The following is a 20,957-nucleotide window of genomic DNA, read 5'->3' as shown; positions in this document are numbered from 1 at the left end:
GCTGTACAACTATTGCTCGTACCCTCAGGGAAAGTTGCACGACACAACTCTAAGGGGTGTGCGCCATGCACACGAACGGACAATTCCCCGCCGCCAACATGCCCGAACTGTTCCAGGGACGCGGCACCCGGGCCTACGACCGCATCGCGCGGTGGCTGCTGCGCGGCCTCTACACCCGCATCGCCGAGGACGTCGCCGACGTCGCCCCGGACAACGGCACGGTCCTCGACGTCGGCACCGGCCCCGGCGTCCTCGTCGCGGAGATCGCCCGGCGCCGCGCCGACCTGCGCATCACCGGAGTCGACCTGTCCGCCGACATGGTCGCCGCGGCACAGCGCAACCTCGGCCCCTTCGGCGCACGCGCCGCGGCCCGCGTCGGCGACGTCACCGACCTGCCGTTCCCCGACGACTCCTTCGACCTGATCGTCAGCTCGTTCAGCCTGCACCACTGGGACGACCCCGACGGCGCGGTCCCGGAACTGGCGCGGGTGCTGAAGCCGGGCGGCCGCCTCGCCGTCTACGACTTCGAGCGCGCGCCGTTCGACATGCTCGTGTCCGCCGCCCGCTCCCGGTCCCTGCTCACGGGCCGCCCGGCGCGGCGCGACCTGATCCGCACCGGCGTCCCGGTGTTCCCGCGGTGCGCCCGCCACGTCATGACGGCCGCCCCCGCTTGAGCCGCAATGCCCCGGGTGCCACCGACCGGTGGCACCCGCCATCTGGTCACGTGTGTTGAAAACATATGTCCAGTATGTTTTTATAGGATCAAGCATGAAGGGTGCGCACGACGAAAGGATCCGAGATGGACCTGTTCACCGACTTCCTCACCTGGGCCTGGCCCCGCCACCTCAACCCGCTCAGCTGGTACATCCGCCCGCTGTTCTTCCTGCCGATCGCCTACTTCTGCTGGACGCGCCGACCGGTGGGGCTGGCGGTGACGATCGCGGCGATGCTCTCCAGCTTCTTCTGGTTTCCCGCCCCCGCCCCGGGCGAGATCGACCCCGCGATGCAGGGGGTGCTGGAAATGGAAAAGGAACTGTTCGCCGACCCGACCTGGGTCACCTGGGCGACCCTGCCCCTGGTTCCTGCGCTGATCGGAGGGTTGTGCGCGGCGTTCTGGCAGCGTTCCCTGGGGTGGGGGCTGGTGGTCATCGACGGCGGACTCGCCCTGAAGATCGCCTGGACCATCGCCAATTCCGGTGCCGACGGCCTGGCCACGGTGCTTCCGCTGGGGCTCAGTGCCGTCGTGATGACGGCGGTGATCGTGGCCGTGGCCCGGTGGCGGGGCGTGCGCCTGTCCCTGACGGGCCGCGGCGGCAGCGGCATACAGGGCCGCGCGGCGTCGAGTTCTGAAACCATATGACCACGACGGTCGCAAACATCCGAAGGAAGGTACCGCCATGCCGCCCGCGTTCTCCGCCGAAGAGAAGGCCCGCGTCACCGCCGTGCTGCTGGAAACAGGCCGCACCCTGTTCACCACCCGCGGCCTGCGCAAGACCTCGCTGGAGGAACTGGTCGCCCCCGCCCAGATCGCCAAGAGCAGCTTCTACCAGTTCTTCGACTCCAAAGAGGCCCTCTACCTGGAGTTGATGACGCGCCGTATGACCGAGGTCAAGCGGCACGTCGTCGATGAGGGGCTGCTCAGCGCCGAGGACGCTCGTGAAGGACTGCGCCGGTTCCTGCACGCGACCATCACCGAGCTGACCACCGACCCCCTCTACGGGCGCCTGATGACCCACCCCGAGGAGATGGCCGCGGTGGCCCGCCGGCTCGACCCGAGTGTGGTGACCTCGGCGCCCGACAACCCGGTCACCGCCCTGTACGAGGTCATCACCAGCAAGCACGCGGCAGGCGAACTGATCGACGCCGACCCCGCGGTGATCGTCGGCGTGCTACAGGCGGTTCTGCTCGTCCCGATGAACGCCGACCGCCTGGCCTCCCCCGACCTCTATCCCACGATCCTCGACCTGCTTATCGACATCGTCGCCGCAGGTCTCGCCCCCCGGAAGGAATGACACCCCCATGGCAGCCAAGCGCGCGCGGGCGGTCACCTCGGGTGCAGACTGGCCCCGCTCGGGATACTCATCGCAGACGGGCAGCGTCCTCACGGGGCCGCCGCCCCGCGGTCCGGCCACACGGGTCGGTGCCCGGTACGACAGGGAAGGCGACGCCGCATGAGCAACCTCGATCCGCACCCGGCCGAGAGCCTGTGCACCTCGCTCGCGCCGCCCGGACCGGCCGGGCGGGTGTTCGCGGCCCGCGAGGTGCCGCTCGGCGGGGTGCGCGACACCACGGTCCGCCGGACCCTGCCGCAGCGGGAACTGCCGACCGTCGGCGCGTGGTGCTTCCTCGACGAGTTCGGGCCCTCCGCGGCCGCCATGCGGGTGCTCCCGCACCCGCACACCGGGCTCCAGACGGTCACCTGGCCCCTCACCGGCCGGATCCGGCACCGCGACAGCCTCGGCAGCGACCTCATCGTGCGCCCCGGCGAACTCAACCTCATGACCGGCGGGCACGGCGTGTCCCACTCGGAGTTCTCGCCGGCGGACGCGGGCGGCGCGGAGGGTGCGGATGGCGGCGAGCCGCTGCACGGGCTCCAGCTGTGGATCGCCCTGCCCGAGTCCGCGCGCGGCGGCGCAGCGGCGTTCGAGCACCACGGCGACCTGCCGCAGGTGCGGCGCGGCCCGCTGCGCGCGACCGTGCTGGTCGGTTCCCTTGCCGGGGCCGCGTCCGCCGCCACCGTGCACAGCCCGCTCGTCGGGGCCGACATCAGCATGGCCCCGGGCACGGCCGAGGTCCCGCTGGACCCGGACTTCGAGCACGCGGTGCTGGTGGTCGCCGGGTCGGTGGCGGTGGCGGGCACCGACACCGCGCCCGGCCCCCTGCTGTACCTCGGCACCGGGCGCAGCGGGCTCCGGCTCACCGCGCACGGGGACGCCCGCCTGCTGCTCATCGGGGGCGCGCCCTTCGAGGAGGAGCTGGTGATGTGGTGGAATTTCATCGGCCGCAGCCATGAGGACATCGCGCGCGCCCGGGAGGAGTGGCAGCGGGCCGATTCCCGGTTCGGGCGGGTCGCGGGCCACGGCGACGACCGGATCCCCGCCCCTCCCCTGCCCAACGCCCGCCTCAGGCCCCGCCGCCGCCCCGCGCCGCCCCGATGGTGATCAGCGGCCCTCGGGAGGGAGGTCGCCGAGCCCGGTGAGCAGTGTGCGAAGCAGGTCGGCGAGGCGTTCCTGCTCGTCGGGGCCGAGCGAGGCGAGCAGCCGGACTTCGTTGTCGACGTGGCCCTCCAGGGCCGTGTTGGCGAGTTCCCGCCCGCTGTCGGTCAGCCGGATCAGGATGCTGCGCCGGTTCGCCGGATCGGGCGCGCGCGCGATCAGTCCCCTGCCGAGCAGTCGGTCGATCCGGTTGGTCACCGCGCCCGAACTGATCATGGACGCCCTGCTCAGGGCGCCCGCGGTCAGCTCGTAGGGCGGCCCGGACCGCAGCAGCGTACCCAGGATGTCGAACTCCCAGAGCTGGAGGCCGTGGGTGGCGAAGTAGTCGCTCAGCCCGCGTTCCAGCATTCGGGACGCCCGCTGGATGCGGCCCACCACGCCCATCGGGCTCGCGTCGATGTCGGGCCGCTCGGCCCGCCACTGCTCCAGCACCCAGTCCAGGTCATCACCCACCATATGTCCTTAACGTTGAACTGTTTGACATTGAGAGAACGGCTGTCTACGCTCCTCGTCATCGAACAGTTCAATGTTAAGGGGTTTGTGATGGCGGGGAACGCGTCCGAGCGGGTCGTGCTGCTCACGGCCCTCACCGCGCTCGCCCCGGTGTCCTGGGGCACCACCTACCTGGTGACCACCGAGTTCCTGCCGCCGGGCATCCCGCTGCTCTCCGGCGTGATCCGGGTGCTCCCGGCGGGCCTGCTGCTGCTCCTGATCACCCGGACCCTGCCGCGGGGCCACTGGTGGTGGCGCTCGGCCGTGCTGGGCACCCTGAACATCGGCGCGTTCAACGCCCTGCTGTTCGTGGCGGCCTACCGGATCCCCGGCGGTGTCGCGGCCACGCTGACCAGCGTGCAACCGCTCCTGGTCGTGGGGATCGCGTTCCTGCTGCTCGGCGAGCGCCCGACGCGATGGCGGCTCGGTTGGGGGCTCGCCGGCGTGGTCGGCGTCGGCCTGATGGTGTTGCGGGGGCAGGTCTCCTTCGACCTCGTCGGCGTCCTCGCCGGGCTCGCCGCCGCCGCGTCGATGGCGGCCGGGATCGTGCTGACCAAGCGCTGGGGGCGCCCGCCGGGCACCGGGACGATGGCCTTCACCGGCTGGCAGCTCACAGCGAGCGGCCTTCTCCTCGCCCCGCTCGCCCTCGCCGCCGAAGGGCTCCCACCGGTCCCCGACGCCGCGGCGCTCGGCGGATACGCCTGGCTGACCCTCGTCGGCACGGCGCTCGCCTACGTGCTGTGGTTCCAGGGCCTGGGCCGGCTCCCGGTCACAGCGGTCTCCTTCCTCCCCCTGCTCTCGCCGGCGGTGGCAGCGGCACTGGGGTGGCTGGTGCTGGACCAGTCCCTCACCCCGCTCCAGGGCGTCGGGTTCGGGCTCTGCCTGCTGTCGATCGCGGCCGCGCAGTTCAGTCCGGACGCGGCACGCTCCCTCGTCCGCCGGTCCCCCGCCGCACCCCGTCCGCCGCGAAATGCACGCACACCAGGAAGGAAGTAGCACCATGGACCGCACTCTGCTGATCACCGGTGCCACCGGGACCGTGTCGAGCGCGTTGATCGACGCCCTTGAGGACACCCCGCTGCGGCTGAGGGCACTGCTGCGCGACGAGGCGAAGGCGGCGCCGCTGCGGGAACGGGGCGTCCACACCGTCGTCGGCGACCTCGGCGACCCGCGTTCGCTGCCACCGGCCTTCGAGGGCGTCCACGACCTCTGGCTGCTGACCCCCAACGGCCCGCAGGCGCCCGAGAACGCCATGAACGCGATCTGGGCCGCCCGCCGGGCCGGCGTCGAGCGGGTCGTGCGCCTGTCCGCGGTGGGCGCGGCCCACGACGCCCCCACCCGCAGCGGTCGGCTCCACGCGCTCTCCGACCACGAGACCGAGCGGTCCGGGCTGGGGTGGACGATCCTGCGTCCCCATTGGTTCATGCAGAACCTGCTCAACGAGGCCGACGGCATCGCGGCCGAGGGGGAGTTCCGGCTCAACATGGGCGGCGGCCGCCTCGGCATGGTCGACGCGCGCGACATCGCCGCGCTCGCCGCGACGGTGCTCACCGACGGCCCGGACCCCCACCACGGCGCCGTCTACACCCCCACCGGACCGCGACCGGTCTCCTTCGACGAGGTCGCTGCGGAGTTCGCGCGGGTCCTCGCGGCGCCCGTCCGCTACGTCCCCGCCGCCGACGACGAGATCGAGGCGCGCCTGCGCGGTTTCGGCGTGCCGGACTGGATGGTCGGCATGCTCACCGAGTACGCGCGGGCCTACGCGTCGGGCTGGGGCGACTTCACCACCACCGACGTCCAGGACGTGGTGGGCCGCCCGCCGCGGAGCGTGGCGGACTTCGCCCGCGACCACGCCCACGCGTTCACCGCGCCGCGGACGGTCACGGCCTGACGCCACCGGCGGGCCCTTCGGGCGCGGGGCCGCGGGGCTCCGCGCCCCCGGCGCCGGGGGCGACCGGCGTGTCCTCGACCTCGTCCAGTGCGCGGCGCAGGTGCGCCCGTTCGGGGTCGGTCCCCGCCAGGGCGAGCGCCTCCCGGTAGGCCGCGGCGGCCTCGGGGAACCGGCCGAGCCGGCGCAGCAGGTCGGCGCGGGCGGCGGCGTAGGGGTGATGGCCGCGCAGCAGCGGCTCACCGGCGAGCGTGTCGAGCAGCGCCAGCCCCGCCTCCGGTCCGTCGCGCATCGCCACCGCCGCCGCGCGGTTCAGGGCGACGACCGGGGACGGGGTGAGGCCGTACAGCACGTCGTAGAGCGCCACGATCTGCGGCCAGTCGGTGGTGGCGACGTCGGCCGCCTCGTCGTGCAGGGCGGCGATCGCCGCCTGCACCCCGTACAGGCCGGGCGGCCCGCCGGTCAGCGCGACGAGCACCAGGCCGCGGCCCTCCTCGATTATCGTGCGGTCCCACAGGCCGCGGTCCTGGTCGTCGAGCAGCACCAGCGCACCGCCGGGGCCGGTGCGGGCGGCGCGCCGCGCGTGGATCAGCAGCATCAGCCCGAGCAGCCCGGCGGCCTCCCGCTCCGCGGGCAGCAGCCGGTACAGGATCCGCGCCAGGCGGATGGCCTCCTCGGCGAGGTCGAGCCGCTGGAGCCGCTCGCCCGAACTCGCGGCGTAGCCCTCGGTGAAGAGCGAGTAGACGACCTGGAGCACCCCCGGCAGGCGGCCGGGCAGCTCGTCGGCGCCGGGCACCCGGAACGGGATGCGGGCCTCGCGGATCTTCTTCTTCGCCCGCACGATGCGCTGGGCCATCGTCGCGGTCGGCACGAGGAACGCCCGCGCGACCTCGGGCGTCGTCAGCCCGGCGAGGCAGCGCAGGGTCAGCGCCCCCCGGTCCACCGCGGGCAGGGCGGGGTGGGCGCAGGTGAAGAACAGCTGCAACCGCTCGTCGGGGAGGCCGCCGACCGTGTCGGCGGGCGGGGCGGGGTCGGCCCGGTCGGCGTCCACCTTCAGGACGGCGAGCCGGTCGGCGTAGGTGCGGTCCCGCCGCAGCCGGTCGACGGCCTTGCGCCGCGCGGTGGTCAGCAGCCACGCCCCCGGCCGGGCCGGGACGCCGTCGGCGGGCCAGTGGACGAGCGCGGCCTCGATGGCGTCGGCGGCGACCTCCTCGGCGAGGTCGAGGTCGCCGTAGCGGCGGACGAGGGACGCGAGCAGCAGGCCGTGCTCTTCGCGGAACACCGACTCCACCGATGACGCGACGGGCCGCCCGCTGCCCGGGGTTCCCCCGCCCATCGCCGTCAGGCCCCGAAGTCGGCGATCGGGCGCACCACGACCGAGCCGCCGCCGCGGGCACCGGGGCAGCGCGCCGCCCAGTCGAGCGCGACGTCGAGGTCGGGCACGTCGATGACGTAGAAGCCGCCGAGGATCTCGCGGGTCTCGGCGAAGGGCCCGTCGGTGACGGTGCGCTCCCCCGCCTCGTCGACTCGCACGGCCGTGGCGGTGACCAGGTCGGCCAGCGACTCGCTGGAGACGACGATCCCGGCGTCCTGCGCCTCCTTGTCGTAGGCCATCCAGTCCTCGACGGTGCACCCGGCGGCCCCGCCGTCGGCGTCGACGGCACCGGCGTTGATCAGCAGCATGTACTTCATGGTCGGGCTCCTCTGTGTTCGGCCGTTCCGCTACGGCGTGGTCGCCGTACACCATGACGACGAACGGCACCCGGGCGAATCGACACGCCCCCCGAAGATTTTCACAGAAGAACCCCCAACGCCCCCTGACCTGGGGGTGGAGCGATTCCCGGAGTCGACGGCGGGGCGGGTCAGGACTCCTCTTTGCGGAGTTTGCGGCGCTCCCTGTTGTTGGGGTGGCGGATCACCACGCCCGCCATGCCGCCGGTGCCGCTGAGGCGGAGCAGCGGTGCGCCCGCGGTGGTGTCGGGCGTCGTCTTGTCCTTGAGGCCGCCGAGCCCCTGGTCGAAGCGGTCGACGTCGGCGGCCCACCCGTCGGGGATGATGATCACGACGCCGGCCATCTGCCCGTGCGCCTCCACCGCGATCTCCCGCAGGCGGCACCCGGTCCGGGTGAAGTCGAGCCTCGCGCCGCCCATGCCGCCGTACACGGTGATCCGCTCGGGCACCTGCCAGCGCCCCTCGCGCTTCACGCCGTGGATGCCGCCGTCGAGGGAGAGCGGTGTGCGCGCGCTCGGGGGCACCACGGGTGCCAGGTCGGCGGTGAGGGGTGCGAGATCGGAGAGGGTCTTGGCCGTCAGCGCCTGGCCCAGCCTGGTGTCCAGCTCGTCGGGGTCGAGCCGGCCCTCGATCGCCGCCTCGCGCAGCCGCTCCACCACCTGCTCCCGGTCATCGTGGGAGGCGCGCACATGACCGTATTCCGCGTTTTCGTTTGTCACAATGCAGATGATACGGACCGACGGCCCGCAAACCGGACCCGTCCCGGACCGGGCCGGAACGGCCGGAGCTCCCGGGGGTGGCGCGGGGTCGTCAGTGGTGGTGGGCGAGGGTCTCGTGGGCGCCATCGGCCCCGGTGTGGGGCTCGACGTGGACGACGGCCGCCGTCAGCCGCGGGACGGCGTGCAGCAGCGCGTGCTCGACCTCGTGGGCGATCCGGTGCGCGGCCGCGACGCTCAGGCCGCCGTCCACGACCACCGACAGCTCGGCGCGCAGGCTGTGCCCGATCCAGCGCATGCGCACGTCGTAGGCGCCGCGCACCTCGGGCACCAGCGCCGCGGCGTCCTCTGCCAGCGCCACAGCGGCGGGGTCGACCGCGTCCATGAGCCGGGCGAACACCTCCTTGGCGGCCCCGTAGCCGACGAACACGATCGCCGCGGTGATGGCGAGGCCGATGAGCGGGTCGGCGACGGGGAACCCCAGGCCCACGCCCGCCGCGCCGCCGACCACCGCGAGGGAGGTGAAGCCGTCGGCGCGGGCGTGCACCCCGTCCGCGACCAGCGCGGCGGAACCGATCCTGCGCCCCACCCGGATGCGCCACCGGGCGACCAGCTCGTTGCCCGCGAAGCCCACGACCCCCGCCGCCGCGACCGCCCACAGGTACTCCACCGGCTGCGGCTCGGCGAGGCGGCGGACGGCCTCGTACCCCGCGAGGGCCGCTGAGGCCGCGATGAGCACCACCACGACGACCCCGGCGAGGTCCTCGGCGCGGCCCAGCCCGTAGGTGAACCGGCGGCTCGCCGCCCGGCGGCCCAGCAGCAGCGCGATCCCGACCGGCAGCGCGGTCAGCGCGTCGGCGAAGTTGTGGACGGTGTCGCCCAGCAGCGCCACCGACCCCGTGAGGACGACCAGGACGGCTTGGGCGGCGGCCGTCGCCAGGAGGACGAGAAAGGACCACACGAGGGTCCGTATCCCCAGCCGGCTCGCCTCCAGCGCGGTGTCGAACCGTTCGGTGGAGTCGTGGCTGTGCGGGGTGAGGGCGTGGCGCAGCCGCCCCCACCAGGCCGCCGGGCCGTGCGGCGGTCCGTGCCCGTGCCCGTGGCCTTCGCGGTGTCCGTGGTGGTCCGCCATGCGCGTTCGCGTTCCCCGGTGTCGATCGGCCCCGCTGGTTGCGGCGCGCGCTGTGCGTCCGACATTATGCAAACATGTGCGCGCATCACAACATGTCCGGCGGGCCCGATGCGGACTCCGAGGAGCAGTACGGGGCCGCGGCCGAGGTCCTGGCGCTGCTCGCCGACCCCACCCGGCTGCACCTGCTGCGGCTCCTCGACACCGAGAAGGACGTCACCACCTTGACCGCGCAGGTGGCGGCGTCGCGCCCGTCGGTGTCGCAGCACCTCGGACGGCTCCGCCTCGCGGGCCTGGTCCAGGCGCGGCGCGACGGCCGCCGGATGCTCTACCGGATCACCAGCGACCACCTCGCCGCGCTGGTCGCCGAGGCGCTCGGCTACGCCTACCACGCCGTCCACGACATCCCCCACCACCGGCGGCCCCTGGAGGAGGACGCCGCTCGGCGGTGACCCGCGGGGCCTACCCCCACACCTCCCCCGCGGTCTCCACGATCAGGCGGAGTTTGCGCATCTGGTCGTCGAAGGTCAGCTCGTTGCCGTCGACGGTGGAGGAGAACCCGCACTGCGGGGACAGGCACAGCTGGTCGAGCGGGATGTAGCGGGCGGCCTCCTCGATGCGGCGCTTCAACGCGTCCTTGTCCTCCAGCTCGCCCCGCTTGGTGGTGACCAGGCCGAGGACCACGTACTTGCCCTTGGGGACGAACCGCAGCGGGGCGAAGCCGCCCGAGCGCTCGTCGTCGAACTCCAGGAAGAACCCGTCGACGTCCAGCTCGTTGAACAGCTCCTCGGCGACGAAGTCGTAGCCGCCCTGCGCGACCCACGAGGAGCGGAAGTTCCCGCGGCACATGTGCGTGGTCACCGACAGCCCGTCGGGGCGGCCGGCCAGCGCGCGGTTGATCTGCCGGATGTAGCGCACGTGCAGCCGGTCGGGGTCGTCGCCGCGCTCGGCCGCGAGGGCCCGCTGCTCGGGGTCGTTCAGGTAGGCGAGGCTGGTGTCGTCGAGTTGCAGGTAGCGGCAGCCGCGATCGGCGATCCCGCGGACCTGGGCGGCGTAGGCGGCCGACAGGTCGTTCCAGAACTCCTCGATGTCGGGGTACACGCCGGGGTCGATGGCCGCCTGCCCGCCCCGGTAGTGGACCATGCTCGGCGACGGGATCGTGAGTTTGGGCAGGGCCGCCTTCGGCAGGGTGGCGAGGAAGTCGAACGCCTCGGCGAAGATCGTCTCGGTCGACCGGATCCGGTCGTGCACGCGCAGCGCCGCCGGGGTGAACTCGATGTCGCCCTTCTCATTGTGGAAGGTCACGTGCAGCTCGTCGGAGGCCCGGGTGATGCCGCCGAGCCGGTAGATGAAGTCCATGTGCCACGACGCGCGGCGGAACTCCCCATCGGTGGCGGACTGGAGGCCCGCGTCCTCCTGGGCGCGGACCACCTCCCGGATCGCGTCGTCCTCGACGGCGCGCAGCTCCGCGTCCCCGATCGCCCCGGCCGCGTGCTCGGCGCGCGCCGCGAGCAGCCGGTGGGGACGGAGCAGGCTGCCGACGTGGTCGGCGCGGAAGGGCGGGCTCTGGCGTGGCCCCGGTCGGGTCATGGTGGCTCCCGGTGTGCGGTCGGACGGGTGCGGTGGTGCGGTCTCGGTGGGCCCCCGCCCCGCCGCACGGGGAGGGGTGGCGGCGGGGCGGGGACGATCGGGCGGCCAGGTCGTGGTCTGGAAAGCCGTTTCGGGCTCGCTGCCCCGAAAATCCTTCCGGAACACTCCCTAGAACGGATGTCGGGCGATGTCGGCGCGCATGGTCACCCACTGGGTCTCGGTGAACGCGTCGATGTTGGCGCGGGTGCCGCCGAACCGCGCGCCCGTGCCGGAGTCGCCCACGCCGCCGAACGGGGCGGTCGGCTCGTCGTCGACGGTCTGGTCGTTGATGTGCACGATCCCCGAGGGAATCCGGTCGGCGACCTCCAAGCCCCGCATCGGGTTCCCGGTGATGATCCCCAAGGAGAGGCCGTAGGGGCTGTCGGCGGCGAGGCGGACCGCCTCATCGGTGGAGGAGAACCGGACCACGGGGGCCACGGGCCCGAACACCTCCGTCGCGTAGGCCGGGCTGTCGGGGGCCACCCCGTCCAGGACGGTGGGCCGGTAGTACAGGTCCGTGTAGCTGCCGCCCGCCGCGAGGCGCGCACCGGCGTCCACACTGCCGCGCACCAGCGCGTGGACCTTGTCGCGCTGGCCGGCGTCGATGAGCGGCCCGAGCACCGTCTCCGCCCCGTCGGGGTCGCCCACGGTGAGTGAGTCGGCCTTGGCGGCGAGCGCGTCGACGTAGGCGTCGGCCACCCGCTCGTGGACCAGGTGGCGCCCTGTCGTCATGCAGATCTGGCCCTGGTGCAGGAACGACCCCCAGGCCCCTGCCGCCGCGGCGCGGCCGGGGTCGGCGTCGGCCAGCACGATCAGCGGGGAGTTGCCGCCGAGTTCCAGGTGGACGCGTTTGAGGTGGCGGGCGCCCAGCTCCCCCACGGCGCGCCCGGCGGCGGTGGACCCGGTGAAGGACACCACGCGCACGGGCGGTGCGGCGATCAGCGCCTCGCCCGCGTCGGCGCCGCCCGGCAGCACCTGGAGGACGCCGTCGGGCAGCCCGGCGCGGCGGAACACCTCGGCGAGCAGCGCCCCGCCGCACACGGCCGTGCGGGGGTCGGGTTTCAGGACGACGGCGTTGCCGAGCGCCAGCGCCGGGGCGACCGAGCGGACGGCGAGGATGAGCGGGAAGTTGAACGGGGCGATGACCCCCACGACCCCGGCGGGGACCTGCCGGGACAGGCTCAGCTTGGGCTGGGCGGTGCGCAGCACCTCGCCATGGGCCTGGGACGCCAATGCGGCGGCCTCGTACAGCTCGGCGGTCGCGACGTGCACCGAGAAGGCGGCCTTGCCCCGCGCCGACCCCCCTTCGAGCCGCAGCCAGCGCTGCGCCTCCTCCTTGTGCTCGGCCAGCAGGTCGCCCGCCGTGCGCAGCACGGCGGCCCGGTCGGTGTAGGGGGTGTGCGCCCACTGCGGTTGGACGTCGGCGGCCCGGTCGGCGGCGGCGCGGACGTCCTCGGGCCCGGCCCTGCCGATCGCGCCGAGGTGGGTGCCGGTCGCCGGGGAGACGACGGGGGTGGTGCCGCCGGCGGCGGGCGTCCACGCGCCGGTGAAGACCTTGTGTCCCCACACATCGGGGTCGATGAGGTGCACGGTGGGCTCCTTCGCTCGGTGCGGTGTCACGGGGAGAACGTGGTCCCCGCCGTCACGGCGACGTCGAGGAGGAGGGGTTCGGTGCGGTGGGCGAGTGTCGGCACGGCCCGGTCGAGGGCGGCGGTGAGCCCGGTCCAGTCGGTGATGCGGCGCGCGGGGCAGGAGAGCCCCGCGGCGAGCGCCGACACCGACACGTCCTCGAAGCCCGGCCAGGACGGTTTCCCGCCGTGCTGCTCGGCGAGGCGGTCCATGACCGCGTAGCGCCCGTTGGCGAGCACCACGAACAGCACCCCGGCGCCGTAGCGGGCCGCGCTCCACAGCGCCTGGACCTGGTAGAGGCAGGAGCCGTCGCCCACGACGGCGACGACGGGCCGCTCGGGGTCTGCCATGCGCAGCCCGATCGCGGCGGGGACGGCGAAGCCCAGGCCGCCCATCGCCGCGGAGAGGAAGCCCAGCGGCCGCCGGGCGGGCAGCAGCGCGTGCAGTTCGGGGCGGCTGGAGGGGGTCTCCTCGACGATCACCGTGTCGGGGGTGACGCGTTCGGCGAGCGCGCCGAGGACGTGGGCGGGGTCCAGCGGCGCCCCGCCCGGCGGGCCGCCGGGCGCGGGACGGGCGGGGTGCCGCGCGGGAGAGGTGCCGGCGTCGCCCGAGGGCCGCGCGGCGGCGGAGTCCCGCGGCGCTCCGGCGACCGACGAGGCGGGATCCCGGGCGGGGACGCCGCCGGGTGGCCCGCCGGGGCGGGCGCGCACGCGCTCCGCGAGGCGGTCCACGAACGGGGCGATCGCGGTGACCACGGTGAGGTCGGCCGCGCTGTGGCGGGCCTGCGCCGGGTCGTCGCCGACGACGGCGACCCGGGTCCCCGGCCGGACCAGGGGCCCCTCGGTGTAGGCGTACTGCCGGAACGCCGGGGCGCCCACGGCGAGGACGGTGTCGTGCCCGCCGAGGAGGGCGCGCAGCCGGGGCCGGTCGGCGGGCAGCATCCCGGCGAACGCCGGGTGGTCCTGCGGGAACCCGGCCCGCGCCGCGAACGCCTCCTGGTACACGGGGCAGCCCAGGCGCTCGGCGAGGACGGTCAGCGCCGCCCACCCGGCGCCGGTGTCGTTGCCGGCACCGGCGACCAGCACGGGGGACGCCGCGGCGTTGAGCAGGGCGGCGACCTCCGCCACCGCGGCGTCGTCGGGCGCGGCCGAGGTGACGGCCCGGGCGGGGGCGGCACGGACGGCGGCGGGGTCGGCCGGTGCCGCCCAGTCGTCCATCGGCACGACGACGAGCGCCGGGCCGCGCTCGTGCACGGCGGCGTGGTGGGCGCGGGCGATGGCAGCGGGGACGTCGTCGGCCCGCGCCGGCTCCGCGACGGACACCGGGTAGTCGCCCGCCATGCCGCGCAGCCGGCCGGTGAGGAACGGCTCCAGGGCCAGGTGCCGCCGGTCCTGCTGGCCGACCAGGACCACCAGCGGCGCCCGGTTCACCCGCGCCGTCGCCAGCGCGCCGACCGCGTTGCCGAGACCGGCGGTGGTGTGCAGCAGGACCAGGGCGGGCCGGTCGCGGGCGATCGCCCACCCGGTCGCCATCCCCACCACCGACCCCTCGTGCAGGCCCAGCACGACGCGCAGGTCCTCGGGCAGGTCGGTGAGGAACGGGATCTCGGTCGACCCCGGGTTGGTGAAGACGGTCGTGAGGCCGTACTCGCGCATGACGCCGAACGCGGCATCGCGCACCGTGCGCCGCTCCCGCCCCGGCTCCGCTCCGTGCACCGCTCCCCCAGGTCTAGGTCCGCCGCGACATCGTCGTGCCCTCGCTCATGCGCTACTCCCGCGGCCCGGCACCGGAGCGGTGCACGTCGGCCTTGGCGCGCTGGATCTCGGCGTAGGCCCAGGCCCGCAGTTCCGCGAAGCGTGGGTCCTTGCGGGTGTCGAGTTGGTCGCGCTCCTCGGGCAGGTCCACCCGCACCTCCTCCTGGAGCACCGTCGGGGCGGCCGAGAGGACCAGCACCCGCTGTCCGAGGTAGACGGCCTCGTCGATGTCGTGGGTCACGAAAAGGACGGTCACGTCCAGCCGCCGCCAGATGTCGCGGACCAGGTCCTCCAGGTCGCCGCGGGTCTGGGCGTCGACAGCGGCGAACGGCTCGTCCATCAGCAGCACCGCCGGCTCGTAGGCGACGGCGCGCGCGATGGCGACGCGCTGCTGCATGCCGCCGGACAGCTGCCAGGGGTGCGCGTCGGCGGAGCCGCTCAACCCGACCGCGGCCAGCGACTCCTCGACCAGTTCGCGCCGCCGCGCCTTGCCGGTGCCCTTCTCGATGAGCGGCAGTTCGACGTTGGCGCGCACCGTCAGCCACGGGAAGAGGCTGCGCCCGTACTCCTGGAACACCACGGCGAGGTCGGCCGGCGGCCCGGTGACCGGGCGGCCCGCCAGTTCGACCCGCCCCGATGTGGGCGCCATCAGCCCCGCGAGGCACTTCAGCAGCGTGGTCTTGCCGCAGCCCGACGGGCCCACGACGCACACGAACTCGCCGTGCTCCAGCCGGAAGGTGAGGTCGCGGACGGCCTCGACCGGGCGCCCGTCGCCCGGGTAGGTCTTGTGGAGGCCGACCACGTCGAGCATCGGTTCGGGCATCGGGCCGCTCCCCTGTGAAGTGTCGGGGGGAAGCGCCGGTTCGGGCATCGGGCCGCCCTCCTGCGAGGTATCGGTGGGCACAGCGGGTCCTCACTCCCCTCGGGTGGCCGCGCGCAGGCCGGTGTGCCAGGCGAGTACGCGGCGTTCGACGCGGCGGAACAGCAGCGACAGCACCACCCCGATCAGGCCGAGCAGGACGATCCCGGCCCACATCTCCGGGACGGCGAAGCTGCGCTGGAACTGCACGACGGTGAAGCCGAGGCCGCTGGAGCTGGCGAACATCTCGCTGATCACCATGAGGATGATCGCGATCGACAGCGCCTGCCGGGCCCCCGCCATGATCTGCGGGCTCGCCGAGCGCAGCACGAGCGTGCGCAGCCGGCGGGTGCCGCGGACGCCGAAGGCGCGGCAGGTGTCGGCGAGCACGGGGTCGACCGCGCGCACCCCCTCGATGGTGTTCAGCAGGATCGGCCACACGCAGCCGGACACGATCACCAGGACCTTCATGCCGTTGCCGACACCTGCGAGCAGGATCAGCAGGGGGACCAGGACCGGCGGCGGCACCGCGCGCAGGAACTCGAGGACGGGCTCGGTCAGCGCGCGCAGCCGCGGTGCGGAGCCCAGAGCGAGGCCCGCGCCGATGCCCAGCGCCAGCGCCAGCGCGTACCCGCCGAGGAGCCGGGCGATGCTGGGGAGCGCATCGGCGAAGAACCGCTCGGAGAACCACAGCTCGGCGAACGCCGCCGCGATGACATCGGGGGGCGGCACGAGGTAGCTGCCCGAGGCGCTGCTGACGGCCCACCACACGCCGATCAGCACGGCCGGGAGCGCGAGAGCGCGGAAGGCGCGCCGGGCCGCGTGTGCGGCGGTGCCGGGCCCGCGGGCGGGGGCCGTGGCCGCGGTCATACCGGCGCCTCCCCGCGGACGGCGGGGTGCCAGCGCAGCACCCGGCGCTCCAAGGCGCGCACCCCCACGTTCACCAGGACGCCGAGCGCCCCGGTGGTGAGGATGAGCGCGTACACCGCCGGCACGGCGCCGCCGGCCTGCGCGGCCTGGATCTGCTTGCCGAGGCCGGGGCTGCCGATGACCAGTTGGGCGGTGACCGCCAGGATCAGCGCGACCGCCGCGCCGAGCCGGACACCGGTCAGCACGTAGGGCAGCGCCGACGGCCAGATGACGTGGCGGACGCGGGCGGCGCGGCCGAAGCGGAAGGAGCGGGCGGTCTGCTCCACGACCGGGTCGATGTCGGCCACTCCGTAGAGCACCTGGATGTAGATCTGCCAGAACGACGCGTAGACCACCAGCAGCAGCGTCGAGCGGATGTCGGTGGCGTAGAGCAGCACGGCGACCGGGATGAGTGCCACGGACGGGATGGGGCGCAGGAACTCCACGGTCGAGGCGGTGTAGGCGCGCAGGACGGGCACCGACCCCACGGCGAACCCAAGGGCCAGCGCGGCGGCGAGGGCGATCGCCAGTCCCAGGCCCGCTGCGGCGACGGTGTCGCCGACCGCGATCCAGTAGGCGGCGCCGGAGGCGCGGTCGACGAGCTCGGGGACGACGGCGGACAGCGGCGGGAGTGCGCGGGCGTCGACCAGGCCGGTGCGCGGGGCGGCCTCCCACAGGGCCAGGAACACCAGGGCCCCGGCGGTGCCGAGCAGCGCCGGGTGCGCGGCGGCCGGGGCGGCGCCGGACGTGCGGGCGTCGGAAGTGCGGGCGGCGGGCGCGGCCGTCACGGCGTGCCCCGCGGGAGGCGCGGCGCCTCGGGGCGGGAGCGGGTCCTCCCGGAGCGCCGGCGTTCCCGCCCGGGCGGGGCGTGCCGGCCGGTGGTCGTGCGGGGTGCCGCGGGGCGGCGCCCTCGCGTGTCGGCCGGTGCGGGGCTCACCGGTACAGCTCGTCCACGTCGGCGGCCTTCTCCAGCAGGCCGTCCTTGCGGGCGAGGTCGGCGACCTTCTGCACGGAGTCGCGGTCGACCTCGGGCTGGAACCGGGGCAGCCGCATGTCGTCGATGAGGGCGGGTTCGATCTCGGTGTAGCTGCCGATGATGCGGCGGACCTCGTCGGGGTTCTCGTCGGCGTAGGCCATGGACTCCTCCAGGGCCGCCGCGATGTCCTCCATCAGTTCGGGTTCCTCGGCGAGCATCTGCTCGGAGGTGAAGTAGGTGGCGACGGTCAGGCTCTTGTCGAACTCGGCGTAGTTGGACGCGATCTCGCGGTGGCCGTCCTTGAGCGCGATCGACACGAACGGCTCGACCACCCATGCGGCGTCGATCTGGCCCTTGTCCAGCGCGGGCGACATCTCCGGCAGGCCCATCTCCACGAAGTCGACGGCGGCGGGGTCGCCGCCCGCCTCGCGGACGGAGTTGCGCACCGTGGTGTCGCCGATGTTCTTCAGGTTGTTGGCGGAGACCGTCTTGCCTTCGAGGTCCTCGGGGCCCTTCACGGGGCTGTCCTCGGGGACGACGACGGCGCTGAAGTCGCCGCCCTCCTTGCCGTTGCTGTTGACCCCGTTGGCGATGACCTTGAGGGGGAGGTTCTCGTCGCGGGCGACCAGCAGCGAGGTGACGTTGCCGAACGCGAACTCGAAGTTGCCGCTGACCACGCCGGGGACCGCCGCTGCTCCGCCGGACCCGATCTCCAGTTTCAGGTCGATGCCGCGCTTCTCGAAGAAGCCCTGCTCCTTGCCGAGGTAGATGGGGGCGACATCGACGATGGCGATGACGCCGGCGGTCACCTCGCGCGGACCGCCGTCGTCCTCGCCACCGCCGCACGCGCTGGTGGCCAGCAGTACGGCGCAGCCGCACACGGCCATGAGTCTGTGGCGCATCGGTTCACCTGGGTCCTGGTCGTCCGGTCGGCTCGCTGGGGGGTCGCGGAGCGGGAGGGGGCGACCTCGTTGTGCCCCGACGGGCGCGCGGCGCCCTGTGTCGGCGGTGCGACCGCCGACGTGTACGTGTGACGAACAGCTGTTCTTTGAGCGAACGTAAGTGACGCCAATCACTCAGTCAAGGCTTCGTTCACACCGATTCACACCGTTGTTCGGGGGCGATGGGCGCCCCTCCTGCTCCGGCGGCCGGTCCGACCGGCGGATTCGCCGCGAACCGGAGACTCGTGTTCGGTATGAGAACATCGGCGTGCCGTGGAACGGCGGGCCGCGCCGCCCGTGCGGGCCCCGCCCCACCGCACCGATCGATGGAGCAGCCGTTGAACAGCAAGCCGACCGGGTCCGGCGAACCGCACCGGGCCGAGCACTTCGTGCAGTCGCTGGAGCGGGGCCTCGCCGTGATCCGGGCCTTCTCCCCCGACACCCCGGCGATGACCCTCAGCGACGTCGCCCGCGGCACCGGCCTGACCCGGGCCGCCGCGCGCCGCTTCCTGCTGACACTGGTCGACCTGGGGTACGTGCGCACCGACGGGCGGCTCTTCTCGCTGACACCGCGGGTGCTGGAGCTGGGCTTCTCCTACCTGTCGGCGGCGACACTGCCCGAGGTCGCGCAGCCGCACCTGGAGCGCCTCGCCGCCGAGGTCCGCGAGTCCTCGTCGGTCTCGGTGCTCGACGGCGATGACGTGGTCTACGTCGCGCGCGTCGCCACCTCGCGGATCATGACCGTCGGCATCAACGTCGGCACCCGGTTCCCGGCCTACGCCACCTCGATGGGCCGGGTGCTGCTGGCGGCCGCGGCACAGCCCGACCTGGACGCCTACCTGGAGCGGGCCGACCTGCGCCCGCTCACCGCGCAGACCATGACCTCGCGGCCGCGGCTGCGCGCCGAGATCGAGCGGGTCCGCGGCCAGGGGTGGGCCATGGTCAACCAGGAGTTGGAAGAGGGCCTGCGGTCGATCGCCGCCCCGATCCGCGACCGCGCCGGGCGCACGGTCGCCGCGGTGAACGTGTCCGCCCACGCCGGGCGGATCACCGTCGAGGACGTCCGGCGGGACCTGCTGCCCCCGCTGCTGGCGACCGCGGCGCGCATCGAGGCCGACCTGGAGGTCGCCACCCGCGGGGGACGCCGCCGCGTGGACGTGTAGCACGTCACCCGGACCGCCCGCCGTGTCTGGGGCCGGGGTCCGGCGCGGACAGCGCGGCGTGGTGTTTCGCGCCGCCGGGCGCTTCGCGGCCGCGATGGCAGCCACCCCCGGCAACCGGGGGCTCCGCAGTCCCCTACTGCGCCCGCTTCGCGGATTGTCGCTCAGCGTGGGCCCGCGACGGCGGCCGCACTCCCTGCGGTGGCGGGTCTTGACCGGGGTGGCGGGCCGGATTACCGTACGTCCCAGTAGTGTTCGCAGTATGAACATGCATTCGGATGGCGCACGAAATGGGGTCTGCGGATGATCGTGCCGTTGGACGAGGGCGTCCGCACGCTCGTCCGCGATGGCGACACGGTCGCGCTGGAGGGGTTCACCCACCTGATCCCCATCGCGGCCGGCCACGAGATCATCCGGCAGCGGATCCGCGGCCTCACCCTGGTCCGCATGACCCCCGACATCCTCTACGACCAGATGATCGGCGCCGGGTGCGCGCGCCGCCTGGTGTTCTCCTGGGGCGGCAACCCCGGTGTGGGGTCCCTGCACCGGTTCCGCGACGCCATCCAGAACGGCTGGCCCGCGCCCCTGGAGATCGAGGAGCACAGCCACGCCGGGATGGCCAACCGCTACGTCGCCGGGGCCAGCGGCGTCCCCTTCGCCGTGCTGCGCGGCTACACCGGCACCGACCTCGTGGGCCAGACCGACGCCATCAAGCCCATCACCTGCCCCTTCAGCGGCGAGGAGCTGACAGCGGTGTCGGCCCTCACCCCCGATGTGACCGTGATCCACGCCCAGCGCGCCGACCGCGCGGGCAACGTCCAACTGTGGGGCATCACCGGTGTGCAGAAGGAGGCGGTGCTCGCCGCCCGCCGCACCCTCGTCACCGTCGAGGAGGTGGTCGACACCCTCGACCCCGTCCCCGGCCAGGTCGTGCTGCCCGCCCGGGTGGTCACCGCCGTCGCCGCGGCGCCCGGCGGCGCGCGACCCTCCTACGCCCACGGCTACTACGACCGCGACAACGACGCCTACCGGCAGTGGGACGCCGTGGCCCGCGACCGCGCGTCGTTCCAGCGGTGGCTGGACGAGGAGATCGGCGCCGCCGTCCCGAGCGGGGGCGAGCGGTGATCGCGGCAGCGGAGTGGACCGCCGACGAGATCATGACCGTGACCGCGGCCCGGGCGCTCGGCTCCGGCATGGCGTGTTTCGTCGGCATCGGGCTGCCCAGCACCGCGGCGAACCTCGCGCGGCGCACGCACGCGCCGGACCTGTGGCTGGTCTACGAGTCGGGCACGCTCGGCGCCAAACCCGGCCACCTGCCGTTGTCCATCGGCGACGGGATCCTCGCCGAGACGGCCGACACGGTCGTCTCCGTCCCCGAGGTGTTCAACTACTGGCTGCAACCCGGCCGGATCGACGTCGGGTTCCTCGGCGCCGCCCAGATCGACCGGTACGCCAACATCAACACCACGGTGATCGGCGACTACGCCGACCCTGCGGTGCGGCTGCCCGGAGCGGGCGGCGCGCCCGAGATCGCCGCGTCCTGCAAGGAGGTGGTCGTCGTGCTGCGGCAGAGCCGCCGGACCTTCGTCGACGCCGTCGACTTCGTGACGTCGGTGGGGTACGGGACCGGACCCGGCGACCGCGCCCGGCTCGGGCTGCGCGGCGGCGGCCCCGGCCGCGTCATCACCGACCTCGGCGTGCTGGCCCCCGACCCCGGCACCGCCCAGCTCACCCTCGTCAGCCTGCACCCGGGCAGCACCGTCGAGCAGGTCCGCGCGGCAACGGGGTGGGACCTCGCCATCGCGCCCGACCTCGCCGCCACCCCGCCACCCGAACCCGGCGAACTCCGCGTCCTGCGCGAACTGACCGGGCACGGCTGAACCCGGCCCCGCCGGACCGCGCCGCCGCACGATCAGGGAGTGTCCAGTG

General features: G+C 74.0%; 22 protein-coding genes. 10 read left to right on the top strand and 12 right to left on the bottom strand.

What is annotated here, in order from left to right; all coding sequences use genetic code 11:
- The first annotated feature begins 65 nt into the window (after window positions 1–65).
- The 4 genes from CLV63_RS07700 (at window position 66) to CLV63_RS07685 (ending at window position 3,161) form a co-directional block, all read left to right on the top strand.
- Entirely contained in the window at window positions 66–674 is a 609-nt protein-coding gene (locus CLV63_RS07700; RefSeq protein ID WP_106582225.1) for a class I SAM-dependent methyltransferase, read from the top strand.
- 125 nt (window positions 675–799) lie between these two features.
- A complete protein-coding gene (locus CLV63_RS07695; protein ID WP_106582224.1) occupies window positions 800–1,360 on the top strand; it encodes a hypothetical protein in 561 nt (186 codons plus the stop codon).
- Window positions 1,361–1,397: 37 nt separating this feature from the next.
- Entirely contained in the window at window positions 1,398–2,012 is a 615-nt protein-coding gene (locus tag CLV63_RS07690; RefSeq protein ID WP_106582223.1) for a TetR/AcrR family transcriptional regulator, read from the top strand.
- Window positions 2,013–2,171: 159 nt separating this feature from the next.
- On the top strand, window positions 2,172–3,161 hold the full coding sequence (locus tag CLV63_RS07685; protein WP_106582222.1) for a pirin family protein: 990 nt from the start codon (window positions 2,172–2,174) through the stop codon (window positions 3,159–3,161).
- Here CLV63_RS07685 and CLV63_RS07680 read toward each other — a convergent pair whose 3' ends face one another.
- On the bottom strand, window positions 3,162–3,671 hold the full coding sequence (locus CLV63_RS07680; protein ID WP_342751366.1) for a MarR family winged helix-turn-helix transcriptional regulator: 510 nt from the start codon (window positions 3,669–3,671) through the stop codon (window positions 3,162–3,164). It abuts the gene before it with no gap.
- Between the two features lie 87 nt (window positions 3,672–3,758).
- On the opposite strand from CLV63_RS07680, the gene CLV63_RS07675 reads away from it, so the two are divergent.
- A complete protein-coding gene (locus tag CLV63_RS07675) occupies window positions 3,759–4,703 on the top strand; it encodes an EamA family transporter (RefSeq protein WP_106582221.1) in 945 nt (314 codons plus the stop codon).
- 4 nt (window positions 4,704–4,707) lie between these two features.
- Window positions 4,708–5,598: an SDR family oxidoreductase gene (locus tag CLV63_RS07670; protein WP_106582220.1), complete on the top strand. Its 891-nt coding sequence runs from the start codon at window positions 4,708–4,710 to the stop codon at window positions 5,596–5,598.
- On the opposite strand, the gene CLV63_RS07665 is transcribed toward CLV63_RS07670, so the two are convergent.
- From CLV63_RS07665 to CLV63_RS07650, 4 genes are all read right to left on the bottom strand, one after another.
- Entirely contained in the window at window positions 5,588–6,931 is a 1,344-nt protein-coding gene (locus CLV63_RS07665) for an RNA polymerase sigma factor (RefSeq protein WP_106582219.1), read from the bottom strand. The two genes, CLV63_RS07670 and CLV63_RS07665, sit on opposite strands and share 11 nt — an antisense overlap.
- Before the next feature lie 5 nt (window positions 6,932–6,936).
- Window positions 6,937–7,287, bottom strand: a complete 351-nt coding sequence (locus tag CLV63_RS07660; protein WP_106582218.1) for a YciI family protein — start codon at window positions 7,285–7,287, stop codon at window positions 6,937–6,939.
- 170 nt (window positions 7,288–7,457) lie between these two features.
- Window positions 7,458–8,045, bottom strand: a complete 588-nt coding sequence (locus CLV63_RS07655) for a DUF1707 SHOCT-like domain-containing protein (RefSeq protein WP_245928644.1) — start codon at window positions 8,043–8,045, stop codon at window positions 7,458–7,460.
- Window positions 8,046–8,136: 91 nt separating this feature from the next.
- Window positions 8,137–9,174, bottom strand: a complete 1,038-nt coding sequence (locus CLV63_RS07650) for a cation diffusion facilitator family transporter (RefSeq protein ID WP_106582216.1) — start codon at window positions 9,172–9,174, stop codon at window positions 8,137–8,139.
- 74 nt (window positions 9,175–9,248) lie between these two features.
- On the opposite strand from CLV63_RS07650, the gene CLV63_RS07645 reads away from it, so the two are divergent.
- On the top strand, window positions 9,249–9,623 hold the full coding sequence (locus CLV63_RS07645) for an ArsR/SmtB family transcription factor (RefSeq protein ID WP_106582215.1): 375 nt from the start codon (window positions 9,249–9,251) through the stop codon (window positions 9,621–9,623).
- 10 nt (window positions 9,624–9,633) lie between these two features.
- Here the strand turns inward: CLV63_RS07645 and CLV63_RS07640 are convergent, their stop codons facing one another.
- From CLV63_RS07640 to CLV63_RS07610, 7 genes are all read right to left on the bottom strand, one after another.
- Window positions 9,634–10,761 carry a 5-methyltetrahydropteroyltriglutamate--homocysteine S-methyltransferase gene (locus tag CLV63_RS07640; protein WP_106582214.1) on the bottom strand — a complete coding sequence of 376 codons (1,128 nt, stop codon included), beginning with the start codon at window positions 10,759–10,761 and terminating at the stop codon, window positions 9,634–9,636.
- A gap of 168 nt (window positions 10,762–10,929) precedes the next feature.
- A complete protein-coding gene (locus CLV63_RS07635; RefSeq protein ID WP_106582213.1) occupies window positions 10,930–12,390 on the bottom strand; it encodes an aldehyde dehydrogenase family protein in 1,461 nt (486 codons plus the stop codon).
- 26 nt (window positions 12,391–12,416) lie between these two features.
- Window positions 12,417–14,144: a thiamine pyrophosphate-dependent enzyme gene (locus CLV63_RS07630; protein WP_245928643.1), complete on the bottom strand. Its 1,728-nt coding sequence runs from the start codon at window positions 14,142–14,144 to the stop codon at window positions 12,417–12,419.
- A 52-nt stretch (window positions 14,145–14,196) separates the two neighbouring features.
- Window positions 14,197–14,994: an ABC transporter ATP-binding protein gene (locus CLV63_RS07625; protein ID WP_106582414.1), complete on the bottom strand. Its 798-nt coding sequence runs from the start codon at window positions 14,992–14,994 to the stop codon at window positions 14,197–14,199.
- 102 nt (window positions 14,995–15,096) lie between these two features.
- On the bottom strand, window positions 15,097–15,912 hold the full coding sequence (locus tag CLV63_RS07620) for an ABC transporter permease (protein WP_106582212.1): 816 nt from the start codon (window positions 15,910–15,912) through the stop codon (window positions 15,097–15,099).
- A complete protein-coding gene (locus tag CLV63_RS07615; protein WP_106582211.1) occupies window positions 15,909–16,739 on the bottom strand; it encodes an ABC transporter permease in 831 nt (276 codons plus the stop codon). The genes CLV63_RS07620 and CLV63_RS07615 overlap by 4 nt, the downstream gene beginning before the upstream one ends.
- 145 nt (window positions 16,740–16,884) lie before the next feature.
- Window positions 16,885–17,829, bottom strand: a complete 945-nt coding sequence (locus CLV63_RS07610) for an ABC transporter substrate-binding protein (protein WP_106582210.1) — start codon at window positions 17,827–17,829, stop codon at window positions 16,885–16,887.
- Window positions 17,830–18,206: 377 nt separating this feature from the next.
- Here CLV63_RS07610 and CLV63_RS07605 point away from each other — a divergent pair, with 377 nt between their 5' ends.
- The 3 genes from CLV63_RS07605 (at window position 18,207) to CLV63_RS07595 (ending at window position 20,908) form a co-directional block, all read left to right on the top strand.
- Window positions 18,207–19,031 (top strand): IclR family transcriptional regulator, encoded by an 825-nt coding sequence (locus CLV63_RS07605; RefSeq protein WP_245928642.1) that lies wholly within the window; start codon window positions 18,207–18,209, stop codon window positions 19,029–19,031.
- A 300-nt stretch (window positions 19,032–19,331) separates the two neighbouring features.
- Entirely contained in the window at window positions 19,332–20,153 is an 822-nt protein-coding gene (locus tag CLV63_RS07600) for a CoA transferase subunit A (RefSeq protein WP_106582208.1), read from the top strand.
- Window positions 20,153–20,908, top strand: coding sequence for a CoA-transferase subunit beta (locus CLV63_RS07595; protein WP_106582413.1), 756 nt, complete (start codon window positions 20,153–20,155; stop codon window positions 20,906–20,908). The genes CLV63_RS07600 and CLV63_RS07595 overlap by 1 nt, the downstream gene beginning before the upstream one ends.
- The last annotated feature ends 49 nt before the right edge of the window (window positions 20,909–20,957 follow it).

It is taken from the genome of Murinocardiopsis flavida (genome assembly GCF_003014485.1).
Taxonomy (GTDB): Bacteria; Actinomycetota; Actinomycetes; order Streptosporangiales; family Streptosporangiaceae; genus Murinocardiopsis; species Murinocardiopsis flavida.
The sequence above is the reverse complement of the archived record's forward strand: the minus strand, read 5'-3'. Positions and strand labels throughout refer to the sequence as shown.

What these genes read in the sequence shown, in the direction of transcription:
- CLV63_RS07670 (WP_106582220.1), top strand. Translation starts at nt 4,708, where the DNA reads ATGGACCGCACTCTGCTGATCACCGGTGCCACCGGGACCGTGTCGAGC.
- CLV63_RS07660 (WP_106582218.1), bottom strand. Translation starts at nt 7,287, where the DNA reads ATGAAGTACATGCTGCTGATCAACGCCGGTGCCGTCGACGCCGACGGC.
- CLV63_RS07625 (WP_106582414.1), bottom strand. Translation starts at nt 14,994, where the DNA reads ATGCTCGACGTGGTCGGCCTCCACAAGACCTACCCGGGCGACGGGCGC.
- CLV63_RS07665 (WP_106582219.1), bottom strand. Translation starts at nt 6,931, where the DNA reads ATGGGCGGGGGAACCCCGGGCAGCGGGCGGCCCGTCGCGTCATCGGTG.
- CLV63_RS07680 (WP_342751366.1), bottom strand. Translation starts at nt 3,671, where the DNA reads ATGGTGGGTGATGACCTGGACTGGGTGCTGGAGCAGTGGCGGGCCGAG.
- CLV63_RS07695 (WP_106582224.1), top strand. Translation starts at nt 800, where the DNA reads ATGGACCTGTTCACCGACTTCCTCACCTGGGCCTGGCCCCGCCACCTC.
- CLV63_RS07685 (WP_106582222.1), top strand. Translation starts at nt 2,172, where the DNA reads ATGAGCAACCTCGATCCGCACCCGGCCGAGAGCCTGTGCACCTCGCTC.
- CLV63_RS07675 (WP_106582221.1), top strand. Translation starts at nt 3,759, where the DNA reads ATGGCGGGGAACGCGTCCGAGCGGGTCGTGCTGCTCACGGCCCTCACC.
- CLV63_RS07690 (WP_106582223.1), top strand. Translation starts at nt 1,398, where the DNA reads ATGCCGCCCGCGTTCTCCGCCGAAGAGAAGGCCCGCGTCACCGCCGTG.
- CLV63_RS07640 (WP_106582214.1), bottom strand. Translation starts at nt 10,761, where the DNA reads ATGACCCGACCGGGGCCACGCCAGAGCCCGCCCTTCCGCGCCGACCAC.
- CLV63_RS07645 (WP_106582215.1), top strand. Translation starts at nt 9,249, where the DNA reads ATGTGCGCGCATCACAACATGTCCGGCGGGCCCGATGCGGACTCCGAG.
- CLV63_RS07610 (WP_106582210.1), bottom strand. Translation starts at nt 17,829, where the DNA reads ATGCGCCACAGACTCATGGCCGTGTGCGGCTGCGCCGTACTGCTGGCC.
- CLV63_RS07620 (WP_106582212.1), bottom strand. Translation starts at nt 15,912, where the DNA reads ATGACCGCGGCCACGGCCCCCGCCCGCGGGCCCGGCACCGCCGCACAC.
- CLV63_RS07700 (WP_106582225.1), top strand. Translation starts at nt 66, where the DNA reads ATGCACACGAACGGACAATTCCCCGCCGCCAACATGCCCGAACTGTTC.
- CLV63_RS07650 (WP_106582216.1), bottom strand. Translation starts at nt 9,174, where the DNA reads ATGGCGGACCACCACGGACACCGCGAAGGCCACGGGCACGGGCACGGA.
- CLV63_RS07600 (WP_106582208.1), top strand. Translation starts at nt 19,332, where the DNA reads ATGATCGTGCCGTTGGACGAGGGCGTCCGCACGCTCGTCCGCGATGGC.